This is a genomic window from Arthrobacter caoxuetaonis (assembly GCF_023921125.1).
Classification (GTDB): Bacteria; Actinomycetota; Actinomycetes; order Actinomycetales; family Micrococcaceae; genus Arthrobacter_B; species Arthrobacter_B caoxuetaonis.
Genome location: NZ_CP099466.1, coordinates 2907261 through 2921227 on the forward strand (window position 1 = coordinate 2907261; position 13967 = coordinate 2921227).

Annotated in this window: 13 protein-coding genes; 6 read left to right on the forward strand and 7 right to left on the reverse strand. The window is 67.4% G+C overall.

Features of this window, described 5'->3' with window-relative positions; translation table 11 throughout:
• The first annotated feature begins 136 nt into the window (after positions 1-136).
• The 5 genes from NF551_RS13400 (at position 137) to NF551_RS13420 (ending at position 4942) form a co-directional block, all read left to right on the forward strand.
• Positions 137-1456, forward strand: a complete 1320-nt coding sequence (locus tag NF551_RS13400) for an isochorismate synthase (protein WP_227894165.1) — start codon at positions 137-139, stop codon at positions 1454-1456.
• A 100-nt stretch (positions 1457-1556) separates the two neighbouring features.
• A complete protein-coding gene (locus tag NF551_RS13405) occupies positions 1557-2342 on the forward strand; it encodes a basic amino acid ABC transporter substrate-binding protein (RefSeq protein ID WP_227894164.1) in 786 nt (261 codons plus the stop codon).
• 180 nt (positions 2343-2522) lie between these two features.
• The gene (locus tag NF551_RS13410; protein ID WP_227894163.1) at positions 2523-3308 is read left to right on the forward strand and encodes a basic amino acid ABC transporter substrate-binding protein; all 786 of its coding nucleotides are present in this window, start codon (positions 2523-2525) and stop codon (positions 3306-3308) included.
• An 80-nt stretch (positions 3309-3388) separates the two neighbouring features.
• Positions 3389-4174 carry an amino acid ABC transporter permease gene (locus NF551_RS13415; RefSeq protein WP_227894162.1) on the forward strand — a complete coding sequence of 262 codons (786 nt, stop codon included), beginning with the start codon at positions 3389-3391 and terminating at the stop codon, positions 4172-4174.
• Between the two features lie 6 nt (positions 4175-4180).
• Positions 4181-4942 (forward strand): amino acid ABC transporter ATP-binding protein, encoded by a 762-nt coding sequence (locus NF551_RS13420; RefSeq protein ID WP_279324711.1) that lies wholly within the window; start codon positions 4181-4183, stop codon positions 4940-4942.
• Positions 4943-5017: 75 nt separating this feature from the next.
• Here NF551_RS13420 and menD read toward each other — a convergent pair whose 3' ends face one another.
• Genes menD through NF551_RS13435 form a run of 3 tightly spaced genes read right to left on the reverse strand, consistent with a single transcriptional unit; the run spans position 5018 to position 8279 of the window.
• The gene (gene menD, locus NF551_RS13425; protein ID WP_227894161.1) at positions 5018-6727 is read right to left on the reverse strand and encodes a 2-succinyl-5-enolpyruvyl-6-hydroxy-3-cyclohexene-1-carboxylic-acid synthase; all 1710 of its coding nucleotides are present in this window, start codon (positions 6725-6727) and stop codon (positions 5018-5020) included.
• 9 nt (positions 6728-6736) lie between these two features.
• Complete coding sequence (locus NF551_RS13430; RefSeq protein ID WP_227894160.1) at positions 6737-7222, reverse strand: ester cyclase; 486 nt, start codon at positions 7220-7222, stop codon at positions 6737-6739.
• 49 nt (positions 7223-7271) lie between these two features.
• Complete coding sequence (locus NF551_RS13435) at positions 7272-8279, reverse strand: o-succinylbenzoate synthase (RefSeq protein ID WP_227894159.1); 1008 nt, start codon at positions 8277-8279, stop codon at positions 7272-7274.
• A 75-nt stretch (positions 8280-8354) separates the two neighbouring features.
• On the opposite strand from NF551_RS13435, the gene NF551_RS13440 reads away from it, so the two are divergent.
• Positions 8355-9251, forward strand: coding sequence for a phosphatase PAP2 family protein (locus NF551_RS13440; RefSeq protein WP_227894158.1), 897 nt, complete (start codon positions 8355-8357; stop codon positions 9249-9251).
• On the opposite strand, the gene NF551_RS13445 is transcribed toward NF551_RS13440, so the two are convergent.
• Genes NF551_RS13445 through NF551_RS13460 form a run of 4 tightly spaced genes read right to left on the reverse strand, consistent with a single transcriptional unit; the run spans position 9248 to position 13956 of the window.
• Positions 9248-10489, reverse strand: coding sequence for an MFS transporter (locus NF551_RS13445; protein ID WP_227894157.1), 1242 nt, complete (start codon positions 10487-10489; stop codon positions 9248-9250). The genes NF551_RS13440 and NF551_RS13445 overlap by 4 nt on opposite strands.
• Positions 10468-11319, reverse strand: coding sequence for an MBL fold metallo-hydrolase (locus NF551_RS13450; protein ID WP_341482250.1), 852 nt, complete (start codon positions 11317-11319; stop codon positions 10468-10470). The genes NF551_RS13445 and NF551_RS13450 overlap by 22 nt, the downstream gene beginning before the upstream one ends.
• Positions 11320-11371: 52 nt before the next feature.
• Positions 11372-12865, reverse strand: coding sequence for a dihydrolipoamide acetyltransferase family protein (locus tag NF551_RS13455; RefSeq protein ID WP_227894576.1), 1494 nt, complete (start codon positions 12863-12865; stop codon positions 11372-11374).
• Between the two features lie 2 nt (positions 12866-12867).
• Complete coding sequence (locus tag NF551_RS13460; RefSeq protein ID WP_227894156.1) at positions 12868-13956, reverse strand: alpha-ketoacid dehydrogenase subunit beta; 1089 nt, start codon at positions 13954-13956, stop codon at positions 12868-12870.
• Positions 13957-13967 lie beyond the last annotated feature (11 nt).

Here is a 13967-nt window from a genome sequence, read left to right on the forward strand (position 1 = left end):
TGTCTCAAACAATGTTCGGCCAGCCGAACCGGAAACTACCCGTTTGCATTTGGTCACAAACCCGTGTGTTTCCCGGCGCTGTCCCGACGGCATGAATATGGGGCAATCAGGCATGCGGAGTACAGTCGGAGATACTATGACCACCCTGCGTTCCCTTACTGTTCCCCTGGGCGTGCCTTCAGCCGCCATTGGACTCCTGGAGTACCTGGTCCGCGACGACCAGCTGTGCTGGGTCCGCCACGGCGAAGGCCTCGTCGGTTTCGGGGAAACCCTCCGGCACACCGCGACCGGACCGGAGCGCTTCGCTTCCGCCCGTTCCTGGTGGAACACGGTCAGCGCGGCCGCCGACGTCCAGGACGAGGTCCAGGTTCCGGGAACCGGCCTCGCCGCCTTCGGGTCCTTTGCCTTCTCCAAGCGCTCCCCCTTCCTCTCCCGCGTCGTGGTGCCGGAAATCGTTGTGGGTTCCCGCAACGGAACCGCTTGGGCCACCCTCACCACACTCGATCCGGACGCGGTCCTCGACCGGGAGTCGGTGGCAGCGGCCCTGGCCGGCTATCTGGAGGAAATCTCCGCGGACTCGCTGTCCCTGGGCAGCGACGCCATCCTGCCCGGAATGCTCTCCGAATCGGAATGGAAGAACGCCGTCGCCCGCTCAGTGGCCCATATCGCCGCCGGGGAGCTAAGCAAGATTGTCCTGGCCCGCGACATCGTGGCCAGCCTGTCCTCCCCCATAGCCACGGCGCAGGTCCTGCGGGAACTGGCGCTGCGCTACGCGAGCTGCTGGACCTATTCAGTGGACGGACTGATCGGGTCCACGCCGGAAATGCTGATCAAGGTAGAGGACGGCAAGGCCCGGGCACGGGTGCTGGCCGGGACGCTGGACCGCGCCACCGCCCCGCTGGACGATCCCGGCTATGCCAAGCGGGTCCTGGCCGGCTCGGAAAAGCAGCAGCACGAACACGCCATCGCCATTGATTCCGTGACCCGCCAGCTGGAGCCCTTCACGTCCTCCATGACCTCGCACAGCGAGCCCTTCGTGCTGGAACTGCCCAACGTGTGGCACCTGGCCTCTGATGTCACGGCCGACCTGCAGCCCCGCGACGGCGCCCTGCCCACGCCGCTGGACCTCGTCGAAGCGCTCCACCCCACCGCCGCCGTCTGCGGGTATCCCACCAGCGTGGCCGGGGAACTGATCAGTGAACTTGAACACATGGACCGCGGTCCGTATGCCGGTCCGGTGGGCTGGTTCGACGCCGCCGGGAACGGGGAATGGGGCATCGCTCTTCGCGGGGCGGTCATCGAAGAACCCCAAGCTGTCCGCCTGTTTGCAGGCTGCGGAATCGTCTCCGGTTCCAATCCGGCCGCCGAGCTGGAGGAAACCTGGTCCAAGTTCCGTCCGATGCTCGAAGCCCTGGGACTGGACCGGGCGAGGGTGCTCTCCGGCCAGCCTTCCTGAGCGGCGCGTACAATTTATTCCCGGAGAGCGGCCTTTGGCCGCCTTTTTCCTGCCCCCAACCGGAGCCGAACGCTCCGTTCCGACCTAAGGTTCTAAACCCATGCACCACAAAGCACGCAACGCCGTCGCCGCTGTTCTGGCCCTCGGTGCCCTCAGCCTCGCCGCCTGCAGCTCAGGGTCTGACGCCGCCGGGGACTCCGGCCTGGGACTGGTCAAGGACGGCACACTGACTGTCTGCTCCAACGTTCCGTTCCAGCCGTTCGAGTATGTCGATGACAACGGTGAGTACACCGGGTTCGACATGGACCTGACCCGGGAGATCGCCGCGGGCATGGACCTGGAATGGCAAGTGCAGAACGTGAGCTTCGACGGCCTGCAGAGCGGTACCGTCCTGGCCGCCGGCCAGTGCGACGTGATCGCTGCTGCCATGTCCGTCACGCCCGAGCGTGAAGCCAAGATGGCGTTCTCCGAGCCGTACTACGACTCCCTGCAGTCCCTGCTGGTTCCCAAGGATTCTGCCGTGAAGTCCCTGGAAGACCTGGCCGGCAAGAAGATCGGCGTGCAGCAGGGCACCACCGGCGAGTCCTATGCCCGTGAAAACGCCGGCGACGCCGAAGTTGTCTCCTTCCAGACCGACGCTGAGCTTTTCCCCGCCCTGCAGGCAGGCGCGATCGACGCCGTCCTCCAGGATCTGCCGGTCAATCTGGACCACACTGACGGCGGCGCCTTCACCATCTCCGCCACCTACGAAACGGACGAAGTCTACGGGCTGGCCATGAAGAAGGACGGCAGCGCTGAACTGGTTGCCGCCGTGAACGCTGAGCTCGCTGAGCTGCGCTCCAACGGCAAGTACCAGGAGCTCTACGACAAGTACTTCACCGAATAAGCACCCGCAGCTGCACGACGGCGCTGGCCTTGGTCAACCAGGGTCCGCGCCGTCTGTTGTGCAGGGCAGACTGTGACCGGCGGCACCCGGCCGAATGGGATGCGTACAATCGAGACTGCTCGCCCATATCGTCCGGAACCGCCCGCGGTTCCGCCCAGCTCCAAGAGAAGGTACCAATCCATGCCGTACAAAGCACGATCCACCGTCCTGGCCGCTGCGGCGCTTTCCGCGCTGGTACTGTCCGCCTGCGGCGGCGAAAGCGACAGCGCCTCTGACTCCGGAATGAACCTCGTATCCGAGGGCACGCTCACCGTGTGCTCGGATGTCCCCTACGCCCCGTTCGAATTCGAAGGTGAAGACGGCGAATACACCGGCTTCGACATGGATCTCGTCAAGGAGATCGCAACCGGCATGGGCCTTGAACTGGCCGTTCAGGACGTCGGCTTCGACGGCCTGCAGAGCGGCACCTCGCTGGCCGCAGGCCAGTGCGACCTCGTTGCCAGCGCCATGACCATCACCGAGGAGCGGAAGAAGAACCTCACGTTCTCCGATCCGTACTATGACTCGCTCCAGTCCATCCTGGTGCCCGAGGGCTCGGACATCACCGGCATCGAGGATCTCGCCGGAAAGAACCTGGGCGTGCAGCAGGGCACCACCGGTGAAGCCTACGCACGGGACAACGCTCCCGAAGCCAACATCAGCTCCTTCCCGAGCGATGCCGAACTCTACCCGGCGCTGCAGGCCGGCCAGGTAGACGCCGTCCTGCAGGATCTTCCCGTCAACCTGGGGCACACCGAGGAAGGCGCCTTCACCATCGCGGAAGAGTTCGAGACCAATGAATCCTACGGGTTCGCCATGGCCAAGGACGCCCCCGAAGAACTGGTTTCAGCCGTCAACGAGCAGCTGACCGAGCTGCGCGACAACGGCAAGTACCAGGAGATCTACGACAAGTACTTCACCGAATAACACCTGACTGACCGACTGCCGTCCCGGGTGGAAGAACCTGCCCGGGACGGCGCCATTCACTTCCGCGGAAGGCTCCCCCCTTGAAACCGTCCACCCGCAGACGCCTCACCCGGGGCATCCTGTATGCCGTCTTCGTTCTGGCTGTCCTCGCCGTAGTCCTGCTCGCGGACTGGAAGGCGATCGGGGTCAACTTCTTCGACGCAGAAGTGGCCCGCCGGGCGTTCCCGGACATCATTACTGTGGCGGTCAAGAACACCGTCATCTACACCGTCATCGCGTTCATCGGCGGACTGATCCTCGGCCTCATTCTGGCCCTCATGAAGCTCTCCCCCGTGGGGCCCTACCGCTGGGCTGCAACGGTCTACATCGAAATCTTCCGCGGACTGCCGGCCCTGCTGGTCATCTTCGCGATTGCCTTCGCGGTGCCGATCGCCTTCTCCTGGCGTCCGCCGGGCGGCAGCGCCGGTGCCGGCCTGATCGCCCTCATCATGGTCTCCGGCGCCTACATCGCCGAGACCATCCGCGCAGGCATCCAGGCTGTTCCGGCCGGACAGACCGAAGCTGCACGCTCGCTGGGCATGGGCCCGGCCTGGACCATGGTCTCGGTCACCCTGCCCCAGGCGTTCCGTATCATTACCCCGCCCCTGACCAATGAACTGGTGATCCTGATCAAGGACACCTCCCTGCTCTTCATTGCCGGCATGGCCCTGCAGGACCGCGAACTGACAACGTTCGCCCGGGATTCCGTCTCCCAGTCCGCCAACGCCACTCCCCTGGTGCTGGCGGCAGCCATGTACCTGGTCATCACCCTGCCGCTGACGCAGCTGGTCGCCAAACTCGAACGCCACAACCAGAGAGGCCGGTAACCTCAAGTGAGCACAGCGGCACAGAACCGGGCCGGCAACGTCCCGGCCATCGAAGTAAAGAACCTGCACAAGTCCTTCGGCGACAACGAAGTGCTCAAGGGCATCGACTTCCACGTCAACCAGGGCGAGGTTGTCTGCGTTATCGGCCCGTCCGGCTCCGGAAAGTCCACCCTCCTGCGGTGCGTGAACCGGCTCGAGGAACCGACCAGCGGCACCATCATGGTGGAGGGCACCGACATTACGGACCCGGAGACGGACCTCGATGCCGTCCGCACCCGGATCGGGATGGTCTTCCAGCAGTTCAACCTGTTCCCGCACCTGAACGTGCTGCAGAACCTGACCCTGGCCCAGCGCCGGGCCAAGAAGCGCGGCAAGGCAGAGGCCGAGGAAACCGCCATGAAGAACCTGGCGAAGGTGGGCCTGGCCGACCGCGCCAAGGCGTTCCCCGCCCAGCTCTCCGGCGGCCAGCAGCAGCGCGTGGCGATTGCCCGCGCCCTGTCCATGGACCCGGACATGATGCTCTTCGACGAGCCCACCTCGGCACTTGACCCGGAACTGGTCGGCGACGTCCTGGAGGTCATGCGCCAGCTGGCCCAGGAAGGCATGACCATGATGGTGGTGACCCACGAGATGGGCTTCGCCCGCGAGGTCGGAGACCGCGTGGTGTTCATGGACGGCGGCGTCGTCGTAGAACAGGGCGCACCGGCGGCCGTGCTGGGCAACCCGCAGAATGAGCGGACCCGGTCCTTCCTCTCCAAGGTTCTCTAGCTCTCCGCGAAGAAGCGGCTGTGGCCTGCACCTTCACCGGTGCAGGCCACAGCCGCTTTTTCTGCCGTTTTGGCGTTAGCCGACGGCGCCCTGCACGGCAGCCTGAACCCTGCGATGCAGTGCCCGCAGCCCGGAGCGCTGCACCGGGACTTCGATCACGGACCTGCCATGCACCGGAGCCTGGAGCGCCGCGGTAAGTTCGGCCGTCGTCCGGGCCAGCTGGTGGCGGACGCCGTAGCCGGCGCACAAGGCGGGAATGTCTGCCTGGTGGGGTGTGCCGAAGAAGCGTTCGACGACGCCTCGGTACTGGTCGCTCTCTCCCAGCTCGCCGTGCTCCAGCGTGGTGAAGATGCCGCCGCCGGCGTCGTTCAGGATCACCAGCTGCAGGTCCGGCTCGGTCTCGCCGTTGGGGAGCAGCAAGGCGCCGGCGTCGTGCAGGAAAGTGAGGTCTCCGAGCAGAAGCCGGGTGGGGATGCCGTGCGCAAGCGCGATTCCGGAGGCCGTGGCGATCGTCCCGTCGATGCCGGCCAGGCCGCGGTTCGCGTAGACGTCGAGCGGGTGCCAGGCGCCGGAGGCCACCAGGTCCACGTCCCGGATGGTGTTGGAGGATCCCAGCACCAGGTTTCCGTCAGAGTGGTGCCAGACCAGACCGGCGACATGGAGTCCGCTCAGTTCAGCTTCTGAGGCGAGCAGGTCCTCGAGTGCGGCCTCGGCAGCGGCGGAGGCCAGCTGCCACGCCTCAAGCCAGCCGGGCGAACCGGTTCCGGCGAAGTGCAGCAGTGCCGGGAGGTCGGAGATCAGGGTTTCCGGGCGCTTGCCGGGGATGAACCAGTTGACCGGCCGCGGCACGTAGAGCGCTTTCCTGACCTCGGGGCGGGCCAGCAGGGCAGTGATGGGCCTGGACAGTGTTGGCCGGCCAAAGACCACCACCCGTTCGATCTGCCCGCCGAGCTCCTCAAGCAGCAGCCGGTAGGCGGTGACGGAGTTCGGCCCGAAACGCGCGTTGGAGGAGGGTTCAGCAAACAGCGGCAGCCCAGCCCGCTGGGCAAACATCGCCGCGATTTCCCCTGCCCCGTCACCGGCCACCACAACAGTGCGGTGCGTTCCGCCGAGGTCTGCCAGCACCCCGGGCGTGTGCTCGGCACCGGCCGGCAGCACCGGAGCGGCTGTGCTGGCCGGGCCCAGTCCCAGGGCATCTGCCTCGGTGGGGACCAGAGGATCGCGGAACTGCAGGTTGATGTGCACCGGTCCGGCCGGGACGCTGCCGCCGACGCGGTCGAAGGCGGCGGTGATGGCACCGGCCGGGTCCTCCCCCGCACCCACGTTCGCTTCCGCGGCGGGGAACTTCCCGAAAATGGCGTCCTGGGCCGTGGTCTGGTTGGCTCCGGTGCCATGGAGTTCAGCCGGACGGTCAGCGGAAAGCACGACCAGCGCGATGCCCGCGTGGTGCGCCTCCATGACAGCCGGGAGCAGCTCACCCACGGCGGTGCCCGACGTCGTTGCCACGGCTGCCGGGCGTTTCCCGCCCCTTGCCAGTCCCAGGGCCGTGAACCCGGCAACCCGCTCATCAATGCGGACATGGACCTGGACCAGGCCCTGCACCTGTGCCTCGGCCAGCGCATAGGCCAGGGGTGCGCTGCGCGAGCCCGGGGCAAGGACAACGTCCCGCACTCCTGCCCGTGCCAGGGCCGCGACGGCCGAGCGGGCGGCCTGAAGCGAGCTGAGTTGCCCAGCCGCGGGCTCAGAGCCGGGGAGCTGGCTGGAGGAATTCGAGGATCCGGTCACCCCTCCATCCTAGGGTTTGGAGTCAGTCTGCCCACCCGTGCCGACCCCTGGAGCCTCGGCAGGGCGCAACCTCCGCAGCACTCCGGTTTGCTGCAGGAGCGAGAAGCGGTCGGGCACGCCCCAGTGCTCGGTGATCTTTCCGTCGACGACCGTGGCCACATCAATGACGGTCAGCTCCACGTGTTTGCCGCTGGGCGGGCCGAAGAACGGCCCGGTGTTGGTGCCCCGGCCGTAGAACCGCACCCACCCGGTGTCGCCGCGGGTGGCCCAGTCTTCCAGGTCATAGGTGAGGTCGGGCATGGCCTCATGGACCTGGCGAATGGCTTCACGGACCCGTTCAAGTGCCGCTGCCCCCTGCCCGTCGAGGCCGAACTGGTGCTCGATGAGGTCAGGAGAGCACAGTTCGTCCACGATGCCGGTGTTGCCGAGGGAAAAGCCTTCAAAGAGTATCCGCCGCAGCACGCCCACACTTTCCGGCAGTTCGATGTCGTCCATGGCCTGAACGATAGGCTTCCCGGCCGTGCCGGGGAAGGCTGTCCCGAGATTAGGGCTCAGGCGCCCCGATGAGCCGCGAGTACACCCGCTCCAGCCGGTCGATCCACCACGCCGAGCGGGCGGGCGATGCCGCATGGCGCGCCAGCAGCGCCTCGGAAACTCCCGGATCACGCACTGCCAGCACACCGTCGTCGGGCACCAGGGGTTGTTCCGAGACGTCGCCTTCCATCAGCGACAGCGTTCCCAGCCCGCAGGCCCAGGGCAGTTCGGGCAGGGCAGCAGCCAGTGCGACGCCGGCCCTGATTCCCACGGACGTGTCCAGGGCGGAGCTGACGACGGCGGGAAGGCCGGCCTGTGCGACCACGTCCAGTGCCCTGCGCACTCCGCCGAGCGGTGCGGCCTTGATCACCAGGAGATCGGCGGCTTCCTCGCGGGCCACCAGCAGCGGATCGGTTTCCTTCCGAACCGACTCGTCCGCCGCGACGGGCACCGGAACCTCCCGGCGTGCCAGCTCCAGCCGGACCGCCCGCAGGCCGGGGATGTCCGCTGCCGGCTGTTCGGCGTACTCCAGGCCGTAGTCCGCGAGCAGGGTCAGGGCGTGGACTGCCTCGTCTACGCTCCAGCCGCCGTTGGCGTCCACCTTGAGGCCGGCCTCCGGCAGCAGGCGGCGCACTTCGGCCACCCGGGCCAGGTCATCGGCCAAGGCCTGTCCGCGCTCGGCGACCTTCACCTTGACGGCGGGAACGGTACCGAAGCGGGCAAGGATTGCTTCCACCTTCTCCGGCGCCACGGCAGGGACCGTGGCATTGACCGGGACGCTTCCGCGGACCGGCTCGGGGAAGCCGTGCCAGGCAGACTCGAGGGCGCAGGCAAGCCAGGGTGCTGCCTCACCGTCGTCGTACTCCGGGAACGGCGAGAACTCGCCCCATCCGGCAGGCCCCTGCAGCAGCAAGGCCTCGCGGTGCAGGATCCCGCGGAACTTGACCCGCATCGGGAGGGACACAACGTGTGCCCCGCCGCGCAGGGCGTCGAGGCTCGGAAACGGATTCGGCTGCACGCTTCCCAGCCTACCCGCGCCGGTTCAGCGGCTGCTCACAGCAAACCGCCAAGCACCTGTGGCAGGCTGGAGGGAATGGATACGCGCAATCTCCTGAACCGACGGGCGCCGGCCAAGCGCCGGGCAGGGCACAATCCCGCCCTTTTCCTTTTCGCGGCGCTGCTGGCGGCTGCTTGCACCGCCGTGACGTACCTCGGTTTCGTCCGTACCACTACCGGGCAGCTGGCCGATGAGTCCGCCTGGCGCGAGGCGGAAGCAGTGGCTCCGAGCACCCGCTACCCGGCCTTGGAGATCCTGGACTTCCTGCCGCTGCTTTCGGCGTTTATCGCCCTGGCCGTCATTGTCGCCGTGAGCATCTCCCGGCGGCGGTTCTCTGTGGCTGTTATCGCCATCGCCACCATGGCCGGCGCGAACCTGGCTACCCAGCTGCTGAAGAACCTGCTGCTGGACCGGCCGTACCGCGGCGTGATCACCCTGGACTTCAATTCCCTGCCGTCCGGGCACACCACCATGGCCGCTTCCGCCATGGCCGCAGTGTTCCTGGTTTCAGCGCCGCGCTGGCGCCCCGCGGTTGCCGCACTGGGCGGCACCTACGCGGTCCTCGCCGGCGCGGCGACGTTCTTCAACCTCTGGCACCGCCCTGCCGACGTCGTCGCCGCCTTCCTGGTGGTCGCCACCTGCACCCTGGTGGGCGGGCTGGTCATGATGCGGACGAACCCTGAGTGGAACACCTTGCCGGCAGGCGGCCGTTCCGGCGGAAGGTTCTGGACCCGGCTCAGCGCCATTGTCGGTGCCCTGGCCCTCGCGGTATCGCTGGCGCTGTACGCCTACGCCACCTGGGGCAGCGGAATTGCCCTGCTGGATGACAAGCCGCTGTACTTCGCAGGCGGCCTGGCATTGGTCGTCGGGACCGGTTATGTGATCGCGGCGCTGGGCTCCTGGCTGTTTAGCCAGCAGGCGGGCGACCGCTAGCCGTTCCCCCCGGCGGCCGAAGAGGGCCGGCCCTTGGGAACGTAGCGCCACAGTACCGCGGCTCCGGCCAGGCCGAGCACCGCCGTCGCTCCGATGCCGGCCGCGAGCGAGAAAAGGGCGGTGACGCCGGAGAGTATTCCCGGTCCGCTGAGGATGCCGATGTCGGAGAGCAGCCGCCAGAGACCAAGGAACTGCGGGCGTCCCGGAGACGGGGAGAAATCTGCGCCCAGGGTCATGACGATTCCCGAGCCGATGCCGTTGCCGAAACCGATCAGCAGGGCGGCCAGCAGCAGTTCCAGCGGACTCGAGGTCAGCGGCAGCAAAGCGAGTCCGGCGGCCATGAAAAGCATGCAGGGAACCGCTACGGCACGGCGTCCGCGCAGGTCCATGACCCGGCCCGCAGGATAGAAGATCAGCATGTCGATGCCCGCGGAGATGCCGTAGATAATCGCCGTCTGTGCTGGGTCGATGCCCAGGTGCAGTGCCCAGAGCGGGATGACCGCCTGGCGCGTGGCCCGGACCGCGGCGATGAGCAGGACGCCGATCCCCACCGTGCGGAAGGTCCGTGAATGGCCGGAGAGGATCTGGCCGATTGCCGGAGACGCTGCGGCTTCCTCCCCCGGCTCTTCGCGGCTGCGCTGTCCGGGCCGCCGGGGACGAACCGTCAGTTCCGGGACCGTCAGGCTGAGCAGCCCTGCGCCCAGCGCCGCGGCAGCACCGACCCAGTACGCACCCGGGGTTCCCGCGAAGTGCATCGCTGCCGCGGCGGCGAACGGCCCCATGAACACACCGATCCGGTTTGAACCGCCCAGCGTCGAAAGCGCGCGGGCCCGGAAATGCAGCGGCACTGCTTCCGTGACGTAGGTCTGCCGTGCGAGGCCAAACACTGCACCCGCCATGCCAACCATAAAAACTGCCAGGGCAAAGACCCACAGCACCGGAACCGTGGCGGCGAGGACCATGGCCAGGGCACACCATCCGGCGGCGGCTACCAGTGCCCACTTTTCGCCGAAGCGGGTAGTGATCAGCGTGGCGGGAACGTTGGTGAGCAGGGACCCGACGCCGGTCAGGGTAATGATGAGCGCGGCCAGCGCCACTGTGGCGCCCAAGTCCCGTGCGGTCAGTGCGATCACCGGAAGGATCGCCCCAATGGCCGTTCCGTAAAGCACTGTCGGCCCGAAGGCCGGGACGGCGATGCCGCGGAGGCTGAAGTTCTCTATTGCTTCAGCCACTTCCACCGGGCCAGGGTCCGCAGCCGGGTCAGCAGCGCCCGGGACTGTTCGGGCCCGTACGGCAGGATGGGGATCGCCTTGGTCATGTCCACGGAGGCCTGGTCCATGGCGCTCCGGGTCACGGCGACAGCGGTGCGCATCTTGTTCATCTGGGTGGTGACGAAGTCCATGGTGACGGGTTTGCCGTGCCCCGGAATGACAGTCGCGTAAAGATCCTCGAGCGCAGCGATTTTCCCGAGCGTGCGGATCCAGTCCTTGGGGTAGGAATCCCCGAAATCCGGATCAGCGCCCTCCTCCACGAGGTCACCGGCAAAGACGACGTCCGGTGTTCCCACCAGCAGGTCATGGTCGGTGTGGCCCCGGCCAAGGTGGAACAGCGTCACGGATATGCCGCCGAGATCCAGGTCCACCGGAGCGCCGTCCACCAGCCGGTTCGGGCCGGCAATCGCGGTGTTCGCGCCGGAGCCCGCTGCCATCTCGGGTTCGTGCGCCGCGACCGAGGCCCGCTGCAACTCCGCCTCGGCTGCTATGGCCTTGGCACAGCCGCTGGTCGCCCAGATCTCCTCGACGCCGTTGGCCAGCAGGTAGGCGTTGCCGAAGTAATGGTCGTAGTGCGCATGGGTGTTAACCGCGGTCACAGGCAGGTCCGTCAGCTGCCGGACCGCCCCGAGGATAGCCTCGGCCTGCCGCGGACCGGCACCGGTATCCACCAGCAGGGCACGTTCGTCCCCAAGAACCAGTCCGGTGTTCATGGCCCAGCCGGGGTTGGTCCGCACATAAGTGCGCGGAGCTACCTCGAGCCAGTCGCCGGGTATCTGCGGGCTTGTCTGCATCATCGCGTCCGTCCTTCGGGTCTATGCGCTACCCAACTTACCGTGGAACGGCAGGTCACAGGTCGGCCAGGACGCTTCCGGGGTTCTCTATGGCGTCCGCGACGTAACGAAGGAAGCCGCCGGCCGTTCCGCCGTCGCAGACGCGGTGGTCAAAGACCAGCGTCAGCTCGGTCAGTTTGCGCACTGCCAGTTCGCCGTCCACTACCCAGGGCTTGTCGATGATGCGGCCGATTCCGAGGATGGCCGATTCGGGATAGTTGATGATGGCGGCACTGCCGTCCACGCCGAAGACTCCGTAGTTGTTCAGGGTGAACGTCCCGGAGGTCAGTTCGGCGGGAGTCGCAGCGCCGGAGCGCGCCGAGGCCGTGAGGCGCCGGATCTCGGCGTCGAGTTCCCGGGCGCTGAGTTTTTCCGCGTGCCGGATCGACGGGACCATGAGCCCGCGGTCGGTCTGCGCGGCAAAGCCCAGGTTGACGCCGTCGAACGAGACCAGCTCGGCATCGCCGTCCGGATTCGGAACGTAGCGTGTGTTCAGTTCCGGGAAGCGGCGCAGCCCGGCCAGGACGAACCGGGCCAGGAACGCCATCAGCCCGGGCGTGTTCTCCGGATCCCGGCGCTTGAGGCCGGCGCGCAAGTCAAGCAGTGCGGTGGCGTCGACGTCCACCCAGACCGTGGCCTCGGGGATCTCGGAACGGCTGGCGCTCAGGTTCGCTGCGACCGTGCGGCGCAGTCCCCGCACCGGGGTCCGTCCCGTGACGGCAAGGCCGGAACGGGCGTCGGTTCCCTCCGCGGGGGCCGAACCTGCCGGGGCAGCTGTCCGGACCGCGGTGTCCGCCGGGAGCATTTCAGTCGTTCCCGCGATAGCTCGCTCGACGTCGCGGCGCAGCACCAGTCCATCGGGACCGGACCCGTCCAGGTTGCGCAGCAGCAGGCCCGCGTCACGGGCAAGCTTGCGGACCAGCGGAGAGATACAGCGGGGTGCTTCGAGTGTGGCTACCGCGCTCCGGGACAGGTCACTGGCCGGCGACATGTCACTGACCGGCCCGGCCAGCGCAGCCGAAGCGGCGGGTACAGCGGAAACGGCCGGGGCAGCCCGGACCGCGGAAGCAACCGGGACCGCGGATCCTGCAGTCCGGCGCGGAGGGCGGGTCCGGCGGTTGATGCCGTGTCCTCCGGGAGTTCCATAGCCGATCAGGACGTTGCCTGAGCCGGCACGTTCTTCCTGCCGGTAGGCTTCACCCGCGGCATCAGCCGGAGAAGGAGCCGCTGCTTTCGCATCGGCGGCGGGAGCCGGCTCGGGAACGCCGGCCACCGCCGTCGTCCGCACTGAAATCAGCGGCTTGCCGACGTCGATGCTTTCGCCCGCAGCGCCGTGGAGGGTTTCCACGATTCCGGCATACGGCGAGGGAACCTCGACCAGTGATTTGGCGGTTTCCACCTCGGCGACCGGCTGGTCGACGGCGATCGTGTCGCCCTCGGCGACGAGCCAGTTCACCAGCTCGGCGTCGGTCAGGCCTTCGCCCAGGTCCGGGAGCAGGAAGGTACGCACGCTCACTGTTCCTCCCACTGGAGTTCGTCAACGGTGTCGAGGATGCGGTCCACTCCGGGGAGGAAGAAGTGCTCCAGCTTCGGTGCCGGATACGGGATGTCGAACCCGGTAACCCGCAGAACCGGAGCAGCGAGCGAGTGGAAGCAGCGTTCCTGGATGCGGGCGGTGATCTCGGAAGCGACGGAGGCAAATCCCGGTGCTTCGGAAATGACGACAGCCCGGCCGGTCTTGCGAACGGAGGCACAGATAGTTTCGTCGTCGAACGGAACGATGCTGCGCACGTCGATGACTTCCAGGCTGCGTCCCTCAGCGGCGGCAGCCTCTGCCGCGGCAAGGGCGGTGGGAACCGAGGGTCCGTAGGCGATCAGCGTGGCGTCGGAGCCCTGCCGGGCCACGGCGGCTGAACCGATGCCGGCGGCCGGCTGGACAGCGGCGCCGCCCTTGGCGCCGTCGTTCGCCCCGTCCCGCGACTGGTCGGAGGCCGCACGCAGTGCTGCCAGGTCCACTTCTTCCTTGGTCCAGTACAGCTTCTTGGGTTCCAGGAAGACCACGGGGTCCGGGAAGCGGATGGCTTCACGCAGCAGGGTGTAGGCGTCGGCAACAGTGGCCGGCGCCAGCACGGTCAGGCCGGGGGTGTGCGCGTAGTAGGACTCGGAGGAATCGCAGTGGTGTTCCACGCCGCCGATTCCGCCGGCGTACGGGATGCGGATGACCAGCGGCAGCTTGACCTTGCCGCGGGTGCGGTTGGACATCTTGGCCACATGGCTGACGACCTGTTCGAAGGCCGGGTAGGCGAAGGCATCGAACTGCATCTCCACCACCGGGCGCATGCCGTTCATGGCCATGCCCACGGCCATGCCCATGATGCCGGACTCGGCCAGCGGTGTGTCGAAGCAGCGGTCTTCACCGAAGCGTGCGGTGAGCCCGTCCGTGATGCGGAAGACTCCGCCGAGCGGTCCCACGTCCTCACCGAAGACGACGACGGCGGGATCGGCGCCGAGCTCATCGGCCAGCGCTGTGTTCAGCGCCTTCGCGAAGGTCAGGCTGACGCGTGTGTCCTCGGAGGCAGGCGCCTGTTCCATAACTGTCATTGTGCGCAGCG